The organism is Turicimonas muris, from assembly GCF_002221595.1.
GTDB classification, from domain to species: domain Bacteria; phylum Pseudomonadota; class Gammaproteobacteria; order Burkholderiales; family Burkholderiaceae_F; genus Turicimonas; species Turicimonas muris.
This window is the reverse complement of the sequence record NZ_NHMP01000001.1, coordinates 687,633-709,519: the sequence shown is the minus strand read 5'-3', so window position 1 is coordinate 709,519 and position 21,887 is coordinate 687,633. Positions and strand designations below refer to the sequence as shown.

The following is a 21,887-nucleotide window of genomic DNA, read 5'->3' as shown; positions in this document are numbered from 1 at the left end:
CACTAACTGGAATTCTTAAAACTGTTCGCTATTTAATTTGGATAAGACCTTTCAGAGGTCCAAAAGCATCAGAGAGCAATGTCTTAAGCTGCTCAATATGCTTGCTGGCGTAACCAACAGCAGGGGACGAAGAGGACGGACGACCGGCATAGCCCAAACGGCATCCGACATTCATAGCTGCCAAAATTCTCTGCTGAATATAGGACCAAGCACCCTGATTCTGAGGTTCATCCTGAACCCAAACAACTTCGCTCACATTCGGGTATTTCTCGAATTGGCTGTTGAGTTCCAGCTGATTAAACGGATAAAGCTGCTCTATTCTGACAATCGCTACGTTGTAGGCGGCAAGTTCCTGACGGCGTTTTGCCAATTCATAATAAACCTTGCCGGTACAAAGCAGGATGCGGGAGACAGAACTTCTATCCAGATCTTCGGTTTCTCCGATAATTTCTTTGAATTTGCCCTCGGACAGATCCTGCATCGGAGAGGTAGCAGCTTTATTCCTCAGCAGACTCTTCGGAGAGAACACGACCAAAGGCTTACGTGTTCTGCCGACCATCTGACGTCTTAACAAATGGAAAATCTGAGCAGCCGTCGTCGGCTGAGCGATAACCATGTTGTCATCGGCTGCCAACTGCAGATATCTTTCGACACGCGCAGATGAGTGTTCAGGTCCTTGACCTTCGTATCCGTGAGGAAGAAGCATTGTCAAGCCTGATTTCCTACCCCACTTAGCTTCGCCGGAACTGATGAATTGGTCTATCACAACCTGAGCACCGTTTGCAAAATCACCGAACTGTGCTTCCCAAATAGTCAGACATTCAGGAGCAGCACCTGAATAACCGTATTCAAAGCCTAATACAGCTTCTTCAGACAAAATAGAGTCGATAACAGTAAATCTGCCTTGGGTCGGAGACAAGTGTTCCAACGGAATCCAAATACCCGTATCCCAAGTACCGCGGTTTTGATCATGCCAAACAGCGTGGCGGTGCATGAAAGTACTTCTTCCGGCATCTTCACCGGAGACACGAACGGAATAGCCGCCGGTCAGCAATGTGGCAAAAGCCAAATGCTCCGCCAAGCCCCAATCGACGTTAATTAATCCGTCTTTCATAGAGCGGCGGTCCGTGAGAACTTTTTCCAGAAGCGGATGAACTTTGAAGTTTTCCGGTTCGGTCGTAATAATTTCCGCCAATCTCTTTAATTCTTGAACCGGGACAGCGGTATGAACACGATCCTGCAAAGAACCGTTATATCTTGACCAGTTGACGGTATGAGATGTTTTTGCAGAAATAGAAGGAGCAAATTCCTGGATTGTTCCCTCTTCCAGCTGTCTGCGGTAATCAGCAGCAAAAGCTTTGGCGTCGTCTTCAGTAATCACGCCTTGAGCAATCAGTTTTTCAGCGTAAACAGCCCTAGTCCCTGGGTGTGCAGCCACCTTGCTGTACATCAAAGGCTGGGTCAGTGACGGAGTATCTTGTTCGTTGTGGCCCAATCTTCTGAAGCAAACAATATCAACGAATACGTCTTTATGGAAGGTATTTCTAAATTCCATGGCAAGACGTGTAGCCATCACGACAGCTTCCGCGTCATCACCGTTGACGTGGATGACCGGAGCTTCAATTAATTTAGCAGGGTCAGTACAGTAAGTCATCGAACCTTTGTCGCGGGGATCGGATGTTGTAAAGCCAATCTGATTGTTGATAACCAAGTGAATTGTTCCGCCCGTACCGTAACCTCGAGTATCAGCAAGGTTCAAAGTTTCCATGACCACGCCTTGGCCCGCGAACGCAGCGTCACCATGAACCAATACGCCCAATACTTTCAAGCCCTTCGGGTCGTTGAGTCTGTCTTGACGGGCTCGAACGCTTCCCATAGCAACCGGATCCACGATTTCCAAGTGAGAAGGATTAAAAGCCAAGGCTAAATGAATCGGACCGTTCTTAGTAACGACATTGCTGGAGAAGCCGTTGTGGTACTTCACGTCACCTGCAGTCAAATCGCCGCTGGCGTATTTTCCTTCGAATTCTGAGAAAAGTTCTTTGGGAGACTTACCGAGTGTGTTGACCAAAACGTTTAATCGGCCGCGGTGAGCCATACCAATAACCATTTCTTCAATGCCGTATTCAGCAGCTTGCTCAACGACAGCATCCATAGACACGATGAAGCTTTCACCGCCTTCCAAGGAGAAGCGCTTCTGACCGACGTACTTGGTATGGAGATATCTTTCCAACCCTTCGGCAGCGGTCAGTTTTTCAAGAATCTTTTTCTTTTCCGGGGCCTGATAGTTCGGAGTAGAGCGAGTATTTTCAATTCTTTCTTCCCACCACTGTCTGATAGCAGGGTCAGAAACGTACATAAATTCGTAACCGACCGTACCGCAGTAGGTTTGACGCAGCGCATCCAAGATCTCGCGAAGCGTCATCTTTTCGGAGCCGAAGAAAGTATTAGCAGCGGAGAAAGTGACGTTCATATCGGCTTCGGTCAATCCGTAAAAAGCCGGCTCCAATTCCGGAACTTTCGGCAATTCTTTTCTTCTTAGCGGATCCAATACGGCTCTTCTGGAACCTAAAAAGCGATATGCACTGATTAAAGACTGAACTGCAACCTGTTTACGGGCGATTTCCAATTCACCGTCGGAATGGCCGACAACACCGGAAACTCGTTTCCGAGCCAAAGCGGCGATGATAGGTGTATGGGCTACATCATGGGTCCCGAGTTTGCCGTCAGAAGCAGGAGAATTTTGCAAGTTATCAAAGAATTGACGCCATTTATCGTCAACGGAGGAAGGATCTTCGAGATAGTTCTCGTAGAGCTCTTCAACATACGGCGCGTTGCTTCCAAAGAGATACGAGGTTTCTTGTAAATCTTTTATCAATTTTTTCACCTTTTAGGCACTTAGAAAAGTGCATTGGGTACGAGAAATAAGGCCTGCTAAATTCGATCAATTATAGACGTCAGGTAATTTAGAGAAAACTTTTTTATGATTCGTCTCTCCCATAAATTTGTCCTGAGAGGTTAGAAGCTGAGCTTGTTTTGAGAGGAAGAATACGACAAAGGAGGAAATTTGAATTTGTCTAAAGAATAGACTAAAGGAGAAAACTGATGTCTTGAACAAGAATGACTTCTGAAAACAGCTTTTTCGGAGACCGAGAACAAGTGTTTCAGCCGTTAAATCAAGACTGCAAACGTAGGAAACCTGAGGCAGAAAAGAAACCTCAGGTTTTTATGACTAAAACAATTTATTTAGAAAGGATGTGTTCCGCAGCTTTTGTTCCTGACCACATTCCATAGACCGTAGCAGTCCCTTTAGAGGCCTCGCCGACAACGTAGACATTAGGAATAATCTTTCCGTCAGTTGTTCTAGCCTGCATAAAGGAGTTTGTCTTAACACCTCCCGGAGTTGTCTGCACACCAGGAGTTGTGGAAGTTGCGTAATACGGAGGTGTGGTGAAGTCGGTCTTCATGTTGTATTTGCGGCCGAAATCTTCATCTTTTCCATTTTTTACGAACTCGGAGTACCGCTTGATAGTTTTCTCAAGGTTTTCTGCCGGAACACCAATTTTCTTGGCCAATTCCGCAACTGTCGGAGCCTCGACAAAGTAGCCTTTCTGCTTAAACCCTTGCAGTCTCTTAGAAGCTTTCATGGATTTGTCATCAATGATTACGAAGCTTTTTCCTTCAGGCTGCTTCATCATTAGGCGAGACATTGTGGTGTAGTTCGGCGTGTAGTCATCACAGAACCTTTCACCTTTGAGATTAACGATGATGCCGCCTTCCAAGCGTGCTGCGCTCATTGATACATTGTTTCCGTCCTGAGAATGCATAGAAGGATTTAAGTAAACTTCTGCCGGCTCTTCAACCAAAACTTTAAGCGGTTGTCCTAAGATAATAGCGTCACCTGTAGAACCTTTGGCCGTCGTTGTGGGAAGTCCTTTCCATTCAGGAGCATACCTTTCCATCAATGCCGGATTATTAGCAAAGCCCCCGGTTGCCAGCACAACATTATCTGCAAAAATCTTGTATTTCTCTTTGCCTTGTTCAACTTCTATACCTTTGCCTTGTTCAACTTCTATACCTTTGCCTTGTTCAACTTCTATACCTTTGACTTTGCCGTCTTCAATAATCAAAGCGACAGCTTTGGTATTCAATTTGACCGGCACACCGACTTCTTTTGCCTTTTTGCTCATGACTTGCATGAGACGAGGTCCGAGAGAAGTGCCGCCGGCAATGCCAATCTGGTAGTCACTGACTACACGCGTAAGTTCTGCTCCGTTATCGTTCAGCCACTTGACGATACCGTCAGCTGCATAAAGCTGCTCAGCTTCACGCAAAAGAGCTTCTTTGGAAAGACCTGTTTTTTCTTTTCGTTTGAGATAATCAGCGACGGTAAGAGTTTTACCTGCTTTAGTTTGCGGTTCTGTTTCGACAACAACAAAATATTGAGCTGCCAAGTTTGTCGTTCCGCCCATGAACGGCATTTTTTCTACAACAACGACATCTTTTTTAGCAGTTTTAAGGTCAATTGCGGCCTTCATTCCCGAAATACCGCTTCCTACCACCACCGTTCCCGTATGGATATCTTCGACTGCAAATGCCAAATTTACGCACAATGCTGTCATTACAAATCCAACTATCATTTTTGATTTCATTTCGTTCTCCTTGTTGATGGTCTTAAGGCCTTTTCATCATAGGTTGGCGAGAGATAGAACAAAAGGTAAATTCTCTGACATCTGACTTCAAAAAATTTGAACAATGAACCTCTTGACTTTAAAAATCTTCGAGTCGGTTCTACGGAACGGGAATTTTCTTGCTGCTTCAAAAGAAAATAACTGCTCACAATCTTCAGTTAGTTTTCACATTAAAAATCTCGAAGAATTTCTAGGCGTTCAGCTTTTTGAAAAGACCGGAAGGTACTTAAGGCCGACGGCGGTAGTTCAAGAAATCCTTCCGGACATCAAAGTGATTTTGGATGCCTATTCCTCTTTAGAAAAATTCAAATTCAAAGAAAAGGAATTGATTGGTACTTTAAAAGTCGGCTTTAACGATGCTCTGGTCAATGACAAGTTAGCTGCCGTTTTTCAAAAATTTAAAAAAAATCGCACCCAACGTCACTTTGCTCGCCGAAAGTGCCTCCACGGCTTACGAACTCAAGGATAAAGTACTAAAAAATGAACTTGATTTAGCAATCTCGTTTAACTGCGGCGACTATCCTCATCCGCTCAGTACTTATCCTCTGGACAGCGAGCCTCTCGTACTTGCTGTAGGAGGCAGCGTAAAAATCGAAGAGAACGCTTTTAAGCTCGTACACAACAAAATCAATCTTCCGTTTATTTCTGCTGATCTTTCGGGCGGACCATCGAAATTTTTTCTCAGACATCTAAGTCAGCTTGGCATTGTTTTTGAGAACCAGATGCAGGTTGGAAGTTCGGAGGCCGTGCTTTCACTGCTTAGGAATAACTGCGGCTTTGCATATGTTTTTGAGTCGCGCTGCGCTGAAGAAATTAGATCAGGCCAAGTAAAGATTCTTCCCACTCTCTTAGGAGACGTTGACCTTGGAATCTTGCTTTTGAAGAACAAAACTCATACGGAAACCCCGGCAATTAGTCTCATGTCTAAGCTCATCATCAGCACCTTACAAAATAGAAGGCTCGAACGGAACCACTTCATTGAGAGAACCTGTTTGATGAAAAGAAAGAAGTTCTAAGACTTTAAGTAGCCGTAATTAAAAAAGCCGTCTGAGAGATAGTTTCTTCCTATTCATGACTTAACGCTCGGCTATTCGGATCTAGGTAACCTTGAACTATTAAAAATCAATCCATTAATTTCTCTGTTTGTTTGCAAGCGTATCCCCAGAATACGGATTTCCTGCTCGCACAATCAACCTGAGAAATTATGATTTCCAAAGATAGGAGGAGTTTGGAATGTCTCAGCAGCTCACAGTCCGAGAATATGCACAAAAGCACAAAATTTGGGCGGCAACCATCATCTTTTTAACCGTTCTTGTGATGATTTTCTGTCTTCAAGGACTGTACCAGATGGTTTTTCTACATTCCAAACCCGTTCTTTATGCGTTTACTGCAGGAATGGTAGGATTTCTTGCCACATCCGTCGGCTCTTTGCCCGGATTTTTTTTGAATAAGCTGAGTCTAAAAACAGAAAATGTCATGCTCGGGACTTCCGCAGGCATGATGCTGGCTGCGGCTATCTTTTCTCTTCTCCTTCCAAGTATTGAAGCCAGCGACAAGCTATTTCAAAACCATACGATTGCCATGCTTTGGGTTATCTTCGGCATGTTCCTGGGCGTCTTTATGCTTTTAGGCATTCATGCAATCACACCTCACGAGCATCTCACTACCGGCAAAGAAGGCCCTGAAATGAATGTCAACGCCGGGATCTGGCTTTTTGTACTCGCTATCATTATTCACAACGTCCCGGAAGGTCTGGCCTTAGGTATTTCTTTTGCGGCTGAGGATACCGATATCGGCATTCCGTTTACAGCGGCTATTGCTCTTCAAGATATGCCGGAGGGACTTGCCGTGGTGCTTGCGTTATGCCGTACCGGCATTTCCAGACTCAAGGCTGTCAGCGTCGGTGTGCTCTCCGGGCTTATGGAGCCTATCGGAGCATTATTGGGAGTAAGCCTCACCTCTCAACTCGGCTATGTTTATCCACTTGGCTTAGCTCTTTCTGCGGGAGCCATGATTTTTGTGGTTTCCCACGAAGTCATTCCGGAAACACATAAGAGCGGCCAGCAACTGTCGGCCACATTCGGCATTATGGTCGGTTTTTGCTTATTGATGCTCGTTGAACAGATGTTTGATTAATATTTCGTTCTCCAGCCTCTTTTAAGAGGCCTTCTCTAGTGAATCATCCTCAGATTATGCCTCATATGGTTTTACAAATATTCTTCCTTACTTTCTCCTTTATAATTGTGGACACAAAATGACCATCGAGGGATAAATAATGTCTTCTACCTTTTTAAAATTGCGTCTTGATGAAGATTTGAAAAAAGAGGCAAGCGACCTCTCAAAGAGCATGGGTTTTACAATTTCCGATGCAGTAAGGATGTTCCTAGTCACTTTTGTAAAAGAGCAAAAAATTCCTTTTGATATAGAAAAACCTAACAAAGAAACGATTAAAGCATTGAAAGACGCTGAGGAAGGAAAAACTACTCGATACGCTTCGTTTGCTGATTTAGTTAATGAAGTTGACCAAGAACTAGAAAACGAAAAATGCTAAATCTGGAAATCACCAATTCTTTCAAGAAAGATTTGAAAACTTGCCGGCGAAGAAATTTAGATATTCAAAAGCTTGATTATGTTTTTCAAAAACTTCTTCAAGAGGAAGACGTCTCTCTGTTTAAAGATCATGCACTTATTGGCAATTGGATCAATCATCGCGAACTTCACATCCAATCTGACTGGCTTCTGATATACATAAAGACCTCCGAGAGCATCATTGCAGTGCGTACTGGAAGTCATGCAGATCTCTTTGAGACACAACATCATTAAGACTCTTAAATCAAACACAAAGTAGCTTGACCCATACCTCCTTTAAAAAGCAGTATTAAGCGTGCATTTTCCAACACAGCTAATTAACTTTGGGTCGGAATTCAAAAATCCTTAGGAAGCTTGACTTCGGCCTTATATTCCTTCTTTGGAACAAAAAAGAGCAAAATGCATTCTCCAAAGACAGTGCTTACCCGCCTTTTCTTAATATCTGAAAATTCGATTTATTACCAAAAAGTTGAGCATTATTGAAAAATGGTAAATTGAATAATCCAGACAGGGGAAGCTTAATTTTCTTCAGGTCGTTTTGTTTTATTGGATAAGACACGGTCGATTCACTAAACTGGAAGAACATCTTAATTAATTTATCTCAACATTCTTTTTTGATCGGATTGCGTTTTATTATTAATAGATTATCCAACGAATTTAAGAAAAAGGATGCTTCACAAATGAAAAAACCTGTCAAAGTTGTTGTGACCGGTGCTGCCGGCCAAATTGGCTACTCTCTTTTATTTAGAATCGGCGCCGGCGATATGCTCGGTATGGATCAACCAGTTGATCTGTGCATGCTTGAAAGAAACACAGAAAGTTCTATGAAAGCCGCAAAGGGCGTCAAGATGGAGTTAGATGACTGTGCTTTTCCATTGCTTAACAGCATTACTTCAACTCCTGACCTTAAAAAAGCATTCAAAGACGCCCAAATCGCTTTGTTAGTCGGCGCCCGTCCTAGAACTAAGGATATGAACCGCTCCGACCTTCTCAATGCCAACGCTCAGATTTTTATTGAACAAGGCCGAGCCATCAACAACTATGCTGACAGAAACATTAAAGTTTTAGTTGTCGGCAATCCTGCTAATACCAATGCCTACATCGCCCGCAAGTGCGCTCCGGACATCAATCCGAAAAACTTCACAGCCATGATGAGATTGGACCACAACCGCTCTTTGACTCAGTTGGCTCAAAAAACCGGCTGTAAGGTTACAGATATTGAAAAATTCTGTGTTTGGGGCAACCATGGCAATACCATGTACCCGGATATCACTAACACATTGATCGCTGGCAAGAAAGCGGAAGACTTGATCCCGACAGACTGGTATCTTGACTACTTCATTCCGACAGTTGCTTCCAGAGGAAGCGCAATTATCGAAGCCCGCGGTCACTCTTCCGCAGCTTCCGCCGCTAATGCCGCTATCGACCATATCCATGACTGGGTTTTAGGCACAGGTGACAAATGGCAGACGATGGCTGTTCCGTCCAACGGCGAATACGGTATTCCGGAAGGCTTGTGCTTCGGAATGCCTGTTACTTGCAACAACGGTGACTACGAAGTTGTGAAAGGTCTCGAATTGACAGACTTCGAACGTGAACATATCCTTCAGAACGTTAAAGCTCTTGAAGCAGAAAGAGCCGTTGTAGACGAGCTCATCGCCAAAGCTTAATTAGTATCTTGTCACGAAGCCCGGCTCAGCCCGGGCTTTATTGTTGATGAGGATTTCAATAAAGGCAGAAACAAAATGAATGTAGTTTTAGACTCAAACTTTATTCTGGATGTTTACTTCTTTAAGAACGAAACCGCTGTCAGTTTATTTCATCAACTGAAAAAAGCCGGAGCTAGTTTCTACCGAACCTCTGCCACTTTTAACGAGCTCAAACACGTCTTAGATAGAGAGGAATTTTCCAAAGGAACTGCTTTCCAGGAAGAAATCTTGGACAGTTGGTCTGCCAACAGTATTAATTTTGAATCACCTTCACCATCCACACTAAAGTGCCGTGATCCTTTAGATCAAAAGTTCATTGACTTGGCAAGCTCGGTTGCTCCGAGTTATCTCATCAGCAAAGACAAAGATATTCTGAAACTTCGAAGAAAAGCCTCCAAACTAAGAATGAAGTTTAGGAGGCCTGATGAATTCACAACTTTCCGTAACTTGTCAGATTGATTGATTTGAATCTTTCTTGGCTAATTCAGCGTTAAAGTCATTGATAAGTTTTACGCAAGCCTGATAGTTAGAGCTCAGTACCAACCCCTCTCTGCTTGGGAACTTACCTTTAGGCTGCAGGCGTCCGAGTCTTTCATCGAAGAGCTTGGTTCTAATCCAACGCTGGTTATTGAGCACCTTAGAAACACCTTCCGGGTCATTGCAGATAAGAACCATATCGCATCCGGCAGATAAAGCAGCTTCACAGCGCGCCGTAATATCTCCGACTTCTGCAGCCCCCTTCATGGAAAGGTCATCGCTGAAAATCAATCCATTAAAGCCTAATCTCCCTCTTAACTCGTCTTTGAGCCATTTCTTAGAGAAACCCGCAGGCGAAGAATCTACTTGCGGATACACCACATGTGCCGGCATAACGGAAGTCAAAAGCGTACCTAAAGACTGATAAGGAGCTTCGTCGTTGCTTCTGATATCGGAAAGAGGTCTATCGTCTTCAGGCAATTCAATGTGGGAATCGGCTTTTGCATAGCCGTGGCCCGGGAAATGCTTGCCGCAATTAGCCATGCCGGCTTCTGCCATGCCGCAAATCAAAGCCGTGGAAAGAATGGAAACAACCTTCGGATTTCTGTGGAAAGAACGGTTGCCGATAACGGTGCTTTGTCCGTAGTCCAAATCCAAACATGGAGCAAAAGTGAAGTCAACTTCGCATGCACGAAGTTCAGCTGCCATAACCAGACCGCAGGCACCTGTCAATGCATGGGCTCTTTGCGAATCGGTATCATAGAGCTCACCTAAAGACTTCATGGACGGAATCTGAGTAAATCCTTGACGGAATCGTTGGATTCTTCCTCCTTCATGATCCACTCCAATCAACAGTGGAGGATTTCTTAAAGCATGAATATCATGGGTTAAAGTTCGAAGCTGCTCGATATTTTCAAAGTTACGGGTAAATAGAATGACCATCCCGACAAGAGGGTGCTGAAGTGTTTTAATTTCATCGTTAGTCAGCGTCGTTCCGCTGATATCGACCACTAACGGACCTAACGGTCTTTCAATTTTATCCATTATTTTTCCTTTCACACACGGCGACAGCCATGCAGACTTTATCAGTATCACTGAGCGAAATGAAGCAGTCGAGCCCCATTTTCTGCACTAACTCTTTAAGCTCTCCTGAGAAAACCAAATAAGGAGCGCCGAGTTCGTTATTCTTTACAGAAATGTCCGTGAGCCTAACCTGGTCACGTATCCCCGTACCCAGAGCTTTGGAAAAGGCTTCTTTTGCAGCCCAACGGGAAGCAGCAAAAGCCAAACCTCTCTTGGAATTTCCGGCCTTTCTTTTATGGTAGGTCTCAAGCTCGGAAAAGCTAAGGACCTTATCTAAGAAAGCCTTTTCGTGTCTTTGCAGAACTTTCTCAATCCTTTCAAGTTCCACAACATCACATCCAATGCCGGTTATCAATTGAACTCCTTCAGCACATCCATGCTGTCATTGCACGGGTTACCGTATTTATTTGCTTTTTTCTCGCCCGGCAACGACATAAAGATCAACGGAATAACGGACATTGCCACCACGGCCAAAGTAATCGGAAGCGCCGGAATTTCTTGGAATGCCACGCAAATGGTCATAAAGAAAGTGCCGAACTGAGGAAATACAGACAAAAAGCCGGGCTTACCCATATCGTGAAGGCGTCTGACGCCAATAGAAACACAGGGAATCGCGACGTAAAGCCAGCCGATAAGGAGAAGCGAAAAATACACGATAACTGTCGTGGCAAGTTTTTCGCAAATCCAGTAAACGATGCCTAGAAAAATAAACGAAAAGATATACATCGCCCAGAAGCGAGAGACACCAGTGCGTCCTTTTAATTTAAAGAAATCACGGTTGAGATCGATGTAGAGCCATTGAAAAACTAAAGGGAAACGGTCAATGTAAGAACCAAGTTCAAATGGATTTTTTCCGGGAGTCGGGTTACGCATAAATTTAAAACTTCTTCAGCTCGCTTAATATTTTGCGAGTATTTACGGGTTTATCGTCTAAGTAAAAAGAAATCACGTCCCGAATAATACCCTTAACTTCTTTTTCTTGGGCTCCTTCTTTAATCCTGCGTTCCCGCATTGCTGCCAGCGTATACCATGCAACCCCTGTAGACTCAGGGGTTTGCGTGTTTTGAATCCAATCGCCGCGGACAAACTGGTAATTAGTGCCTTCCCTAAGCTCAGGTACTCCGTAGCCTAGAGTTTCCAACAAATCCAGCTCAAAAATTCGCAGACTCACATGCGGTTTATTTTTGTCCGCTAAGTTCCTTAAGGTTGTGAAATAAGAATGAAACAGCTTTGGAACCGGTTCCCTCTTGGGCAGAAGACGCACAAGAATTTCATTCATGTAGAAAGCCGACATCAAAACAGTGTCCGGAAGCATAAGCGTCCCGTGCCACTCGCACTTCGTCAATATTTTAATATCGCCTTTTCCGCTGAAAGAAACAGCAAGAGGGCAAAAAGGACACAACATACCGCGATATTGCGACATAGGTCTTTTTGCCCCTCTGGCCACTAAAGAAAGCCGGCCGTAATCTCTGGTCAGAACATCAACAATTAAACTAGTCTCCTTCCACGGGTAAGTGTGGAGAACAAACGCAGGCTGATGGCTGACTCGATTATCCGGCTCTCTTTGATTATTCATATCCCAATGATTTCAGTACGGCTGCGTCGTCACCCCAACCTTTGCGGACGCGCACCCATACTTCAAGATATACCTTTTTACCTAACATTGCAGAAATGTCTTCTCTGGCAAGTCTGGAAATTTCCCTAAGTTTGGAGCCTTTTTCTCCAATGACGATGCCCTTGTGGCTTTCACGGTTAACGATCAACGTAGCGAAGATTCTTGCACCTTGATCGTTTTCTTCCCACTTATCGATCATGACGGCAACACCGTAAGGAAGTTCATCGCCGAGCAAACGGAAAGCCTTTTCACGAATAATTTCAGCCGCCAAGAAGCGTGGGGACTTATCGGTATAGATATCGTCTTCGAAGAGCTTATCGCCTTCCGGGAGGAATTTCCTAATGACTTGAAGAAGAACATCGAGCTGGTGATTCTTTTCAGCGCTAACAGGAACGACGTCAGCGAAGGCGAATTTCTTCATTGACTCTTGAATCAATGGCAAAATCACTTCGCTTTCCTTGACTTCATCGGTCTTGTTAATGGCAAGGATTACATTCTTAGCATCGTGCGGAAGCAACTTCAAAACTTCTTCATCTTCCGGTCTCCAGCCGGTAGATTCAATGACCATGACAACTGCATCAACGTCGGACAAGCTGCTCTTAACAGACTTATTCATTCTGTCGAGAAGTTCGGAAGAATGCTTGGTCTGAAATCCCGGCGTATCCACGAAGATGTACTGGGCATCTTCCGTGGTCAGAACACCCATAATTCTGTCTCTGGTGGTCTGAGGTTTCTTGCTTGTAATGCTGACCTTCTCACCGACAAGAGCGTTAATTAAAGTACTCTTGCCGACATTTGGGCGTCCGATTACTGCAACATATCCACTGCGAAAGTCTTCAATTTTTTCTGTCATAACTTAAAGCCTTTATAAATTTTTAATAGCTTCGGTCGTTAGAGCTTTCTGGGCGGCCTCCTGTTCTGCTTGGCGACGTGATCTTCCCACTCCGGTAGTAACAACGCCCAGCTTGGAAATCACAGCCTCAACCACAAATTCCTGTTCGTGGGCTGCGCCTTTGACATCAACGACTTCGTATGAAGGAAGACCAAGATGCTTGCTTTGCAAAACCTCCTGAAGCATTGTCTTCGCATCTTTACCGAGAGTCGCTGCAGTTAATTGGCTTAACATCGGCTCATACAATCGAATAATGACAGTTTGCGCCTGTTCGAAGCCCCCGTCGATGAATATTGCCCCAAATATGGCCTCAACTGCGTCAGACATGGTTGACGGACGTCTGTTTCCTCCTTGGTGCATTTCACCCTCGCCTACGCAGAGGAATTCCCAGACACCGATTTTCTCTCCGATTTCGGCTAGGGTCTGCATTTTGACTAAATTGGCTCTAACCCTTGAGAGAGAACCTTCATTGAAGTGATCCTCTTTCTGAAAAAGCGCATAACCAATGACGCATCCAAGAACAGAATCTCCTAAAAACTCCAGCCTTTCATTGTGTTCGGAGGAAAAGGAGCGATGGGTTACTGCCCGTTTCAAGTATTTTTTATTTTTGAACGTATACCCAATTCTCTTTTCCAATTCTTCTAATGGAAGCATTTTCTTCCTCCTTAGTCAAAGAATCCAATTCTGCTTGGTTTAGAAACATTGAGCCAAACTATAAAGGCTTTACCTACGAGATTTTTTTCCGGTACAAAGCCCCAATAACGGCTGTCCTCAGAATTATCTCGGTTATCGCCCAAGACAAAGTACTTGTCTTTAGGTACGGTACAGACCAATCCACCCGGGACATACTCGCAAGCCTTCGGATCAGTATGGGTCGGAAGAGCGTAGGCACCTGACGGCGTGTATTTGTCTGTCAGAATCTTATGTGTTGTCTCTCCGAGCTTCTCTTCGCTCTGGATAAGTTCCTGCATCTTATGTTCGTCAAAATATGTACCGTCATCCTTCAATGGAACGGGAACACCGTTGACTTCCAATTTTTTGTTGATATAAGAAATCTTATCGCCGGGCAAGCCGACTACACGCTTGATGTAGTCAATATCCGGGTTAGGCGGATACTTGAACACGACGACATCGCCTCTCTGTGGTTCACCCACGTCCAAAATCTTGGTATTCAGGACAGGAATACGCAGACCGTAGGTGTATTTGTTGACCAGAATCATATCTCCTGTTTCCAGTGTCGGCATCATGGAGCCGCTCGGGATTCTGAACGGTTCAAAGAGGAAAGAACGGAGGACAAAAATAAAGAAAATAATCGGGAAAAATCCTGCTGTGTATTCCAACCAGCGAGGACGTTCCTTGGCGCGAATCAAAATCGCATTTCTTGCAGCCTCTACCGTTTTTTCACCTCTTCTTAAGGCCTCAGCATTATCAGCATCAAAAGCTCTCAATTCGTCCTGAGCCTCTTTTTTTCTGGTCGGAGCCAGTACGAATACGTCAAGCAACCAGAAGCAGCCAGTGACTACTGTCAAAACAAATAAAATCAACGCAAAATTCATTTCTTAACTCTTACTATTTGTCGTCTTGTTGAAGGATGGCAAGGAAGGCTTCCTGTGGAATTTCCACCGTACCGACCTGCTTCATACGTTTCTTACCGGCTTTCTGCTTTTCAAGCAATTTACGCTTACGGGTAATATCGCCACCGTAGCACTTAGCCAACACATTCTTTCTTAGAGCTTTAACATTCTCACGGGCAATGACATTAACACCGATGACAGCTTGAATTGCCACGTCATACATCTGACGAGGAATGATGCTGCGCATCTTGGAAACGATTTCACGGCCTCTGGCCACCGAGTTGGCTCGATGAACGATGGAGGACAACGCATCGACTTTGTCTCCATTAATCAAAATATCAATCTTCACAACGTCTGCCGCACGGTACTCCTTGAACTCATAGTCCATGGAAGCGTAACCGCGGGTCAAGGATTTGAGCTTATCGAAGAAATCGAGGACGATTTCTGCCAAAGGCAAATCGTAATGAAGATGCACTTGTCTACCGTGGTAGGCCAAATCGAGCTGAACACCTCTCTTTTGGTTGCAAAGAGTCATCACAGGACCCACGTATTCATCCGGCACAAAAATCGTGACAGCATCGATTGGCTCACGGATTTCAGCAATTTTTTCTACAGGGGGCAGCTTGGACGGGTTTTCAACGTGGATAACGTCGCCGTTTCTCATCAGTACCTCGTAGACTACGCTAGGCGCCGTTGTGATGAGATCCATATTGTACTCGCGCTCCAATCTCTCCTGCACAATATCCATGTGCAGCAAGCCCAAGAAACCTGCGCGGAAGCCGAACCCCAAAGCCTGAGAAACCTCAGGCTCAAAATGCAAAGCAGCATCATTGAGCTGAAGTTTGGTCAATGCATCGCGCAAAGCTTCGTATTGATTGGATTCAACAGGATAGAGACCGGCAAACACCTGGCTCTTGACTTCTTTAAAGCCAGGAAGAGGCGCAGAAGCCGGTTTTTGAGTCAACGTCACGGTATCACCCACACGGGCATCTTTCAGCTCTTTGATGCCAGCAATAACAAAACCTACCTGCCCTGCCGTCAATTCACTTTTTGTCTGAGACTTCGGAGTGAAAACACCGACCTGTTCAACCAAGTGATTAGCGTTAGTAGCCATCAAGTTGATTTTATCCTTAGGTTTAATTGTGCCGTTAACGACTCGGACTAGCATAACCACACCGACGTAACTGTCATACCAGGAGTCGATAATCAAAGCCTGTAAAGGAGCTTCCGGGTCGCCCTTAGGAGCAGGTACTCTCTCGACAATTCTTTCTAAGATTTCATCGATACCCATGCCGGTTTTAGCCGAAGCCTCAACGGCATCAGTAGCATCGAGACCGATCACTTCTTCGATTTCTTCTTTTGCCTCGTCAGGATTCGCACTTTGCAAATCCATCTTGTTGAGGATCGGCAAAACTTCAACACCGAGTTCAATGGCGGTGTAGCAGTTAGCTACGGTCTGAGCTTCCACGCCTTGGGTAGCATCCACCACCAATAAAGCGCCTTCACAAGCAGACAAGGATCTGCTGACCTCATAGCTGAAGTCAACGTGTCCCGGGGTATCAATCAGGTTTAGCTGATAAGTATTGCCGTCTTTAGCTTTGTAATTTAACGAAGCCGTTTGAGCTTTAATCGTAATTCCACGTTCTTTTTCCAGGTCCATCGAGTCGAGAACCTGAGATTCCATCTCTCTGTCTGAGAGTCCGCCGCATCGCTGGATTAAGCGGTCAGCCAGTGTAGATTTCCCATGGTCGATATGAGCAATGATGGAAAAATTTCTAATATTTTGCATATCTCTCTATTCGGTTGAGCCACTTGTCCGGATGGCTCCAAAACGGATTGAATCCATATGGACAAGTTGTTCGAAAAATGCGAAAGGGTACGTCGTAAAAACGTACCCCAACAAACTACATTTTTGTAATTAAGTTATACGGAACCAAGCACCAAAGAACCATTCGTTCCACCAAATCCGAAAGAATTTTTCATGGCATAACGGATCTTCATATCTCGAGCCGTATTAGCGCAATAATCCAAATCGCACTCAGGATCCTGCTCAAAAATATTAATTGTCGGAGGAGAAACCTGATTTTTCAGCGCGAGCAAAGAAAATACGGTTTCAATCCCGCCAGCACCTCCGAGAAGGTGACCGGTCATGGATTTTGTCGAATTGACAACCATGTTCTTAGCGTGGTCACCGAAAGCTTCCTTAATCGCCTTTGTTTCGTTGATATCTCCCACCACGGTAGAAGTACCGTGAGCGTTCAAGTAATCAATTTCATCGGGATTAACACCGGCTTGTTTAATGGCGTTGAGCATGCAGCGGCGAGGACCGTCGGAGCTTGGCGTGGTGATATGGTGAGCATCTGCGGTGAGGCCGTAGCCTAAAATTTCACCGTAGATAGCTGCACCGCGTTTCTTAGCAGATTCGTAATCTTCAAGAACCACCACACCGGCACCTTCACCGAGGACAAAACCGTCTCTATCCTTATCAAAAGGTCTGGAAGCCGTTTCAGGGCTGTCATTTCTTCTGGATAAGGCATGCATGGAATCGAAACCGCCGACTCCTAATACACAAACGGTAGATTCGGCGCCGCCGGCGATCATGACATCGGCATCTCCGCGCTTAATCATCCAGGCTGCCTCTCCGATACTATGAAGACCGGTGGTGCAAGCTGTAGAGTAAGCTACGCTCGGGCCCTTCAAGTTCTTCATGATGGAAAGCTGCCCGGAGACCATATTAGCGATACTGCCGGTAATCAGGAACGGGGAAATTCTTCTGGCGCCTCTATCAATGTACATCTGATAGTTGCGGCAGATTTCCGGCAAACCACCGATTCCGCTGCCAATAGCACATCCGGCCCGCAAAGCCAACTCATCGTCGATAACAAGTCCGCTGTCTTCAAGAGCCATCAAACCGGCAGCAACGCCGAAATGAATGAATCTGTCGAAACGTCTTGCTTCCTTTGCGGGAAGGTATTTTTCTACTTCAAAGCCTTTAACTTCACCGGCAATCTGAGAGCCGAAAGCGGAGGCATCAAATTGAGTGATCTTTGAAACGCCGGATTTTCCGGCAAGAGCATTTTCCCAGCTGGTTTTTGCATCATTTCCCAGCGGGCTGACCATGCCGATGCCGGTTACGACAACTCTACGCATTCAACTCTCCTTGAGGTGCTTCTAATAATTAGGCCTTCTTGTTGGCCTTGATGAAGTCAATAGCGTCTTGAACTGTCTGGATTTTTTCTTGTTGTTCGTCAGGGATTTCGATACCGAAGTTGTCTTCCAAAGCCATAACGAGTTCAACTGTGTCGAGAGAGTCAGCACCGAGGTCAGCGATGAAAGCGCTGTCATCTTTGATGTCTGCTTCGTTAATGCTCAACTGTTCTGCAACGACTTTTTTGACTTGTTGTTCGATATTGTCCATTTTTTACCTCTATTGGTTTATAAAAAAAATATGGTTTGCCTTCATAAGGCCTAATTTTGTTATTTTACCAGAGCCTATTTAGCTTTGTACTACTCAAAAAGGCCATTCTTGTTTACACACCGATCGGCCTTTCTGCAATTACAACCATCCTTTTACGAAATCGGGTACGGCCAGACCACAGGCGCCGGATTCTTTAAATTTTTTACATGCGCATTCCGCCGTTAACTTCAATCACTTGTCCGGTAATATAGGAAGCGGCATCAGAAGCGAGAAAAACGGCTGCATTAGCGATATCACCGACCGATCCGAGTCTGCTCAAAGGAATCTGTGCAGACAAAGCTTTCTTCTGATCGTCAGAAAGGGCGTCGGTCATATCGGTGGCGATAAATCCCGGAGCAATGCAATTGACGGTAATGCCGCGGGCACCGAGCTCACGAGCGATAGACTTACTCATAGCTATCAAGCCGGCTTTTGCAGCGGCATAGTTAGCCTGTCCGGCATTGCCCATCATGCCGACGATAGAAGAGAGGTTAATAATCTTGCCTTTACGGGCCTTCATCATGCCTTTCAAGAAGCAGCGGGTCAGACGGAAAGTGCCGGTAAGATTCGTTTCGATAACGGCATCCCACTGTTCGTCTTTCATTCTAAGGGCAAGAGTGTCTCTGGTAATACCGGCATTATTGATAAGCACGCTGACCGCGCCGAATTCTTTTTCGACTTCGGCAGCAAAGGCATCGGTTTGGACTCTATCGGCAATATTTAAAACCTTACCGCAGCCCTTTAATCCAAGCTCTTTGGCTTTGGCGGTGATCTTTTCAGCTCCGGGTTCGGATGTCGCGGTCCCAATAACGGTAGCTCCCGCTTTCAGGCAAGCTTCAAAAATTGCAGCTCCGATACCTCTGGAAGCACCGGTTATTACGACCGTTTCCCCTTCTAATGCATTGGGTGTAAAAATAGATTTTGTCATTTTAGTTTTGTTCCTTTGTTTGTTCTGCTGCTTCAGCCAAGGCCTTTTGGCTGTTTAAAGCCATTGCCTTGACGTCAGGAGTAATTCTCTTGACCATGCCGCTCAAAGCAGCGCCGGGACCGCACTCATAAACCATAGTGACTCCCATTTTCGCCATTTCTCTGACGGTTTCAGCCCAGAGAACGGCGCTAGCAGTTTGCGCTGCCAAAGCTTCTTTTATGTCTTTTGCTTCAGCTCTTGTTTTAACGTCAATATTGTGCAAAACCGGAATACTCGGAGCCTTTACTTTCACTTCTTCCAAGCGAGCTTTGAGCGCATCGGCAGCCGGTTTCATCAGGCTAGAATGGAATGGTCCGGAAACTTTCAATTGAAGCGCACGTCTTGCACCGACTTCGGCCGCAAGCTGCATAGCTTTTTTAAGAGCTTCGATTTCGCCCGCAATAACAACCTGGCCCGGTGTATTGAAGTTGACCGCTTCGACAACGCCGAGGTCAGAAGCTTTTGCGCAGATATCTTTAACTACTTCATCGGCCAATCCCAGAACGGCGGCCATAGAACCTTGTCCGACCGGAACAGCTTTCTGCATTTGTTCTGCGCGGTAGCGAACCAATTTCAGAGCTTCTTTGAAATCCAAAGCACCGGCTGCAACAAGAGCAGTGTATTCACCGAGGCTGTGTCCGGCCATTACTTCAGGCTTTTTGCCGCCCAAGGACAAATAATAACGGTACATTGCAATACTTGCGGCTAAAAGAGCAGGCTGCGTATTGACGGTTAAATTTAAATCTTCAGCAGGTCCTTCTGCGATTAATTTGTTCAAATCAAATCCGAGGGCCTCGTTAGCTTCCTGCATAGTTTCTTGGACGACAGGTTCGTCCTTTAAGGAATCCAACATTCCCACTGCTTGACTTCCCTGTCCCGGGAATACAAATGCAAATTTTGTACTCAAGTTATTCTCCTTAGTATTTCAACAGAACGCTGGCCCAAGTAAATCCGCCGCCAACGCCTTGAAGCAACAGAATGTCGCCTCTCTTGATTCTGCCTGAGGAAGCAGCTTTATCTAAAGCTAACGGGATGCTGGCTGCGGAAGTGTTTCCATGAGAATTGACGCTCACCATCATATTCTCAGAGTTGATTCCCAGCTTATCGGTAACCATGCTCATGATTCTCAAGTTAGCCTGATGAGGGACGAACAGAGAGACATCTGCCGGCTTTAAACCCACTTTTTCCAGTACTTCCCTACCGCTTTCGGTCATTTTTTCGACGGCAGCCTTAAAGACGGCTTTACCGTTCATGAAAATGTACGGATTTCCAACGAGTTTTCCGTTTTCAATTCTCCCGTCTGCGCGGAGAACTTTTTCTCCCAGGACACCGTCGGCCTTCATAGTGTAAGAAAGGATCCCCGGTTCAGAGGAGGCTTCCAAAATAACTGCACCTGCTCCGTCACCGAACAGGACGCATGTAGTACGGTCCTGCCAATCCAAGATACGAGATAAAGATTCGGAACCGATAACCAAGACTTTTTTGAAGTTCCCACTTTTAATCATGGAATCTGCAGTGCAGAGAGAATAAGCGAACCCGGAGCAGACAGCCTGCAAATCAAAAGCGGCGGCATTAGTGCATCCGAGAGCCGCTTGAACCTGGCAAGCACAACTCGGAAAGATATTATCCGGGGTTGTCGTAGCAACTATGACTAAATCGATATCTTCAGGAGAAAGACTTGTTCTAGACAACGCTAACTTTGCAGCTTCGACCGCAAGAGTTACCGTCGTTTCTCCCTCAGAGACGAGGTAGCGCTGTTCAATTCCGGTACGAGTTTTAATCCACTCGTCGCTTGTTTCGACACCTTCGGCATTTAATCTTTCAGCGAGTTCTTTATTAGACACGCATTGCTTAGGCAGAGCGCTGCCGGTAGAAAGAATTCTTGAAAAAACTGTTTGTTCCAATTTGGAAATCCTATTAAATCGTTGGCCGTAAGGTTACAACAATCTTTGCCCTGAAAAGAAGCTCAAAAAGCCCAATTTGCCATTGCACTCAAACAATTGAGAGAAGTTAACGTTAAATTAGTGCAGCTGTTGCTAACTTGACTATAACTTCGCAAAACGGCCTAAAAGTCGCTAAATTTAAATTGCTAAATAAAGTAACAAAGCCGATAACAGACAGAAATATCCGTCTGTGACGAGATATCTCTACCTCTTCAAAGCTCATCCTTTAGTAGAGCAATTGGAGTCACTTGTTTGACTTATTTCTACCTTGCTAGACATTTTTCGTCGAAGAGCACAGTGCCCAAGAAAGCCGAAATAAACTAATGGCAGTAGTAGAAGATCTTCTACTACTGCCACTTTTTCAGTTAATTAGCTTAACTCAATGAGTCTCAAACTCTCCGACGTGGGGCCGAGCGAGTGCTAATTAAGGAACTTATTCTTCGTCGCCAGCCTTAGTTGCAACTACTTTCTTACCACGGTAGAAACCTGTGGCAGAGATGTGATGACGACGATGAACTTCACCAGTTGTCGGTTCGACAGCCAGTGGAGGATTTGTAAGGAAATCATGTGCACGATGATTTCCGCGCTTGTTTGTTGACTTTTTATTTTGCTGAACAGCCATGGTTAAACCCCACGAATTAAAAATAATTTTTAAGCGAGTAAAGAAAACCTTTTTCGCCCGTACGAAAGTTGCGGATTTTACATCAAAAATAGCTTTTAAACAACTTAATATTCAGAATAGTTAATGAGTCGAAATATTTTCTGCAAAAAGAAGAAAGTCCTTTTAATTCAACAGTAGCTGCTGAAACACATTTAGTTAGCGGTAACTAAGTTTTTAAACTCATAAGTGAGAAGAACCTCAAGCAACAAATTTAAGCTTCTCAGATACA

23 protein-coding genes are annotated in these 21,887 nt (G+C 45.0%); 7 read left to right on the top strand and 16 right to left on the bottom strand.

Features of this window, described 5'->3' with window-relative positions:
• Nucleotides 1-28: 28 nt before the first annotated feature.
• Nucleotides 29-2,878, bottom strand: a complete 2,850-nt coding sequence (locus ADH67_RS03215) for a 2-oxoglutarate dehydrogenase E1 component (RefSeq protein ID WP_066591595.1) — start codon at nucleotides 2,876-2,878, stop codon at nucleotides 29-31.
• A gap of 364 nt (nucleotides 2,879-3,242) precedes the next feature.
• Entirely contained in the window at nucleotides 3,243-4,652 is a 1,410-nt protein-coding gene (locus ADH67_RS03210) for an FAD-dependent oxidoreductase (protein WP_066591593.1), read from the bottom strand.
• 103 nt (nucleotides 4,653-4,755) lie between these two features.
• On the opposite strand from ADH67_RS03210, the gene ADH67_RS03205 reads away from it, so the two are divergent.
• The 7 genes from ADH67_RS03205 to ADH67_RS03175 all read left to right on the top strand — a co-directional run bounded on the left by ADH67_RS03205 (nucleotide 4,756) and on the right by ADH67_RS03175 (nucleotide 9,448).
• On the top strand, nucleotides 4,756-5,160 hold the full coding sequence (locus ADH67_RS03205; protein WP_066591592.1) for a LysR family transcriptional regulator: 405 nt from the start codon (nucleotides 4,756-4,758) through the stop codon (nucleotides 5,158-5,160).
• Nucleotides 5,117-5,707, top strand: a complete 591-nt coding sequence (locus ADH67_RS03200) for a substrate-binding domain-containing protein (protein WP_066591590.1) — start codon at nucleotides 5,117-5,119, stop codon at nucleotides 5,705-5,707. The genes ADH67_RS03205 and ADH67_RS03200 overlap by 44 nt, the downstream gene beginning before the upstream one ends.
• A gap of 217 nt (nucleotides 5,708-5,924) precedes the next feature.
• Complete coding sequence (locus ADH67_RS03195) at nucleotides 5,925-6,827, top strand: ZIP family metal transporter (protein ID WP_066591588.1); 903 nt, start codon at nucleotides 5,925-5,927, stop codon at nucleotides 6,825-6,827.
• A gap of 139 nt (nucleotides 6,828-6,966) precedes the next feature.
• Nucleotides 6,967-7,242: a type II toxin-antitoxin system RelB/DinJ family antitoxin gene (locus ADH67_RS03190; RefSeq protein ID WP_084081438.1), complete on the top strand. Its 276-nt coding sequence runs from the start codon at nucleotides 6,967-6,969 to the stop codon at nucleotides 7,240-7,242.
• On the top strand, nucleotides 7,236-7,514 hold the full coding sequence (locus ADH67_RS13750; protein ID WP_066591574.1) for a type II toxin-antitoxin system RelE/ParE family toxin: 279 nt from the start codon (nucleotides 7,236-7,238) through the stop codon (nucleotides 7,512-7,514). The genes ADH67_RS03190 and ADH67_RS13750 overlap by 7 nt, the downstream gene beginning before the upstream one ends.
• 446 nt (nucleotides 7,515-7,960) lie before the next feature.
• Nucleotides 7,961-8,950 carry a malate dehydrogenase gene (locus ADH67_RS03180; protein ID WP_066595652.1) on the top strand — a complete coding sequence of 330 codons (990 nt, stop codon included), beginning with the start codon at nucleotides 7,961-7,963 and terminating at the stop codon, nucleotides 8,948-8,950.
• A gap of 75 nt (nucleotides 8,951-9,025) precedes the next feature.
• The gene (locus tag ADH67_RS03175; protein ID WP_066591571.1) at nucleotides 9,026-9,448 is read left to right on the top strand and encodes a putative toxin-antitoxin system toxin component, PIN family; all 423 of its coding nucleotides are present in this window, start codon (nucleotides 9,026-9,028) and stop codon (nucleotides 9,446-9,448) included.
• On the opposite strand, the gene nagZ is transcribed toward ADH67_RS03175, so the two are convergent.
• The 14 genes from nagZ to rpmF form a co-directional block, all read right to left on the bottom strand.
• On the bottom strand, nucleotides 9,440-10,510 hold the full coding sequence (gene nagZ, locus ADH67_RS03170; RefSeq protein WP_066591570.1) for a beta-N-acetylhexosaminidase: 1,071 nt from the start codon (nucleotides 10,508-10,510) through the stop codon (nucleotides 9,440-9,442). The two genes, ADH67_RS03175 and nagZ, sit on opposite strands and share 9 nt — an antisense overlap.
• Nucleotides 10,503-10,904, bottom strand: a complete 402-nt coding sequence (gene acpS, locus ADH67_RS03165) for a holo-ACP synthase (RefSeq protein ID WP_066591568.1) — start codon at nucleotides 10,902-10,904, stop codon at nucleotides 10,503-10,505. The genes nagZ and acpS overlap by 8 nt, the downstream gene beginning before the upstream one ends.
• Nucleotides 10,901-11,422: a DUF805 domain-containing protein gene (locus ADH67_RS03160; RefSeq protein WP_066591567.1), complete on the bottom strand. Its 522-nt coding sequence runs from the start codon at nucleotides 11,420-11,422 to the stop codon at nucleotides 10,901-10,903. Before ADH67_RS03160 ends, acpS begins: the two co-directional genes overlap by 4 nt.
• 4 nt (nucleotides 11,423-11,426) lie before the next feature.
• Nucleotides 11,427-12,125 (bottom strand): DNA repair protein RecO, encoded by a 699-nt coding sequence (gene recO, locus ADH67_RS03155; RefSeq protein WP_066591565.1) that lies wholly within the window; start codon nucleotides 12,123-12,125, stop codon nucleotides 11,427-11,429.
• On the bottom strand, nucleotides 12,118-13,017 hold the full coding sequence (gene era / locus ADH67_RS03150) for a GTPase Era (protein ID WP_066591562.1): 900 nt from the start codon (nucleotides 13,015-13,017) through the stop codon (nucleotides 12,118-12,120). Before era ends, recO begins: the two co-directional genes overlap by 8 nt.
• Nucleotides 13,018-13,029: 12 nt before the next feature.
• Complete coding sequence (gene rnc, locus ADH67_RS03145; RefSeq protein ID WP_066591558.1) at nucleotides 13,030-13,710, bottom strand: ribonuclease III; 681 nt, start codon at nucleotides 13,708-13,710, stop codon at nucleotides 13,030-13,032.
• A gap of 11 nt (nucleotides 13,711-13,721) precedes the next feature.
• Entirely contained in the window at nucleotides 13,722-14,612 is an 891-nt protein-coding gene (gene lepB, locus ADH67_RS03140) for a signal peptidase I (RefSeq protein WP_066591555.1), read from the bottom strand.
• Between the two features lie 13 nt (nucleotides 14,613-14,625).
• Nucleotides 14,626-16,419, bottom strand: a complete 1,794-nt coding sequence (lepA, locus tag ADH67_RS03135; protein WP_066591552.1) for a translation elongation factor 4 — start codon at nucleotides 16,417-16,419, stop codon at nucleotides 14,626-14,628.
• Nucleotides 16,420-16,553: 134 nt separating this feature from the next.
• The gene (fabF, locus tag ADH67_RS03130) at nucleotides 16,554-17,780 is read right to left on the bottom strand and encodes a beta-ketoacyl-ACP synthase II (protein WP_066591550.1); all 1,227 of its coding nucleotides are present in this window, start codon (nucleotides 17,778-17,780) and stop codon (nucleotides 16,554-16,556) included.
• Nucleotides 17,781-17,808: 28 nt separating this feature from the next.
• Complete coding sequence (acpP, locus tag ADH67_RS03125) at nucleotides 17,809-18,048, bottom strand: acyl carrier protein (protein WP_066591548.1); 240 nt, start codon at nucleotides 18,046-18,048, stop codon at nucleotides 17,809-17,811.
• 202 nt (nucleotides 18,049-18,250) lie between these two features.
• Nucleotides 18,251-19,015 (bottom strand): 3-oxoacyl-ACP reductase FabG, encoded by a 765-nt coding sequence (gene fabG, locus ADH67_RS03120; RefSeq protein WP_066591546.1) that lies wholly within the window; start codon nucleotides 19,013-19,015, stop codon nucleotides 18,251-18,253.
• A 1-nt stretch (nucleotide 19,016) separates the two neighbouring features.
• On the bottom strand, nucleotides 19,017-19,961 hold the full coding sequence (gene fabD / locus ADH67_RS03115) for an ACP S-malonyltransferase (protein ID WP_255202379.1): 945 nt from the start codon (nucleotides 19,959-19,961) through the stop codon (nucleotides 19,017-19,019).
• A gap of 10 nt (nucleotides 19,962-19,971) precedes the next feature.
• Nucleotides 19,972-20,958: a beta-ketoacyl-ACP synthase III gene (locus ADH67_RS03110; protein WP_066591543.1), complete on the bottom strand. Its 987-nt coding sequence runs from the start codon at nucleotides 20,956-20,958 to the stop codon at nucleotides 19,972-19,974.
• Nucleotides 20,959-21,430: 472 nt separating this feature from the next.
• On the bottom strand, nucleotides 21,431-21,619 hold the full coding sequence (gene rpmF, locus ADH67_RS03105; RefSeq protein ID WP_066591541.1) for a 50S ribosomal protein L32: 189 nt from the start codon (nucleotides 21,617-21,619) through the stop codon (nucleotides 21,431-21,433).
• Nucleotides 21,620-21,887 lie beyond the last annotated feature (268 nt).

Excerpts from the sequence above, each read along its gene's own strand:
- ADH67_RS03195 (WP_066591588.1), top strand. The coding sequence starts at position 5,925 with ATGTCTCAGCAGCTCACAGTCCGAGAATATGCACAAAAGCACAAAATT.
- rnc (WP_066591558.1), bottom strand. The coding sequence starts at position 13,710 with ATGCTTCCATTAGAAGAATTGGAAAAGAGAATTGGGTATACGTTCAAA.
- rpmF (WP_066591541.1), bottom strand. The coding sequence starts at position 21,619 with ATGGCTGTTCAGCAAAATAAAAAGTCAACAAACAAGCGCGGAAATCAT.
- ADH67_RS03205 (WP_066591592.1), top strand. The coding sequence starts at position 4,756 with ATGAACCTCTTGACTTTAAAAATCTTCGAGTCGGTTCTACGGAACGGG.
- ADH67_RS03190 (WP_084081438.1), top strand. The coding sequence starts at position 6,967 with ATGTCTTCTACCTTTTTAAAATTGCGTCTTGATGAAGATTTGAAAAAA.
- era (WP_066591562.1), bottom strand. The coding sequence starts at position 13,017 with ATGACAGAAAAAATTGAAGACTTTCGCAGTGGATATGTTGCAGTAATC.
- acpP (WP_066591548.1), bottom strand. The coding sequence starts at position 18,048 with ATGGACAATATCGAACAACAAGTCAAAAAAGTCGTTGCAGAACAGTTG.
- lepA (WP_066591552.1), bottom strand. The coding sequence starts at position 16,419 with ATGCAAAATATTAGAAATTTTTCCATCATTGCTCATATCGACCATGGG.
- nagZ (WP_066591570.1), bottom strand. The coding sequence starts at position 10,510 with ATGGATAAAATTGAAAGACCGTTAGGTCCGTTAGTGGTCGATATCAGC.
- lepB (WP_066591555.1), bottom strand. The coding sequence starts at position 14,612 with ATGAATTTTGCGTTGATTTTATTTGTTTTGACAGTAGTCACTGGCTGC.
- fabG (WP_066591546.1), bottom strand. The coding sequence starts at position 19,015 with ATGACAAAATCTATTTTTACACCCAATGCATTAGAAGGGGAAACGGTC.
- recO (WP_066591565.1), bottom strand. The coding sequence starts at position 12,125 with ATGAATAATCAAAGAGAGCCGGATAATCGAGTCAGCCATCAGCCTGCG.
- ADH67_RS03180 (WP_066595652.1), top strand. The coding sequence starts at position 7,961 with ATGAAAAAACCTGTCAAAGTTGTTGTGACCGGTGCTGCCGGCCAAATT.
- ADH67_RS03160 (WP_066591567.1), bottom strand. The coding sequence starts at position 11,422 with ATGCGTAACCCGACTCCCGGAAAAAATCCATTTGAACTTGGTTCTTAC.
- ADH67_RS03175 (WP_066591571.1), top strand. The coding sequence starts at position 9,026 with ATGAATGTAGTTTTAGACTCAAACTTTATTCTGGATGTTTACTTCTTT.
- ADH67_RS13750 (WP_066591574.1), top strand. The coding sequence starts at position 7,236 with ATGCTAAATCTGGAAATCACCAATTCTTTCAAGAAAGATTTGAAAACT.
- ADH67_RS03210 (WP_066591593.1), bottom strand. The coding sequence starts at position 4,652 with ATGAAATCAAAAATGATAGTTGGATTTGTAATGACAGCATTGTGCGTA.
- fabF (WP_066591550.1), bottom strand. The coding sequence starts at position 17,780 with ATGCGTAGAGTTGTCGTAACCGGCATCGGCATGGTCAGCCCGCTGGGA.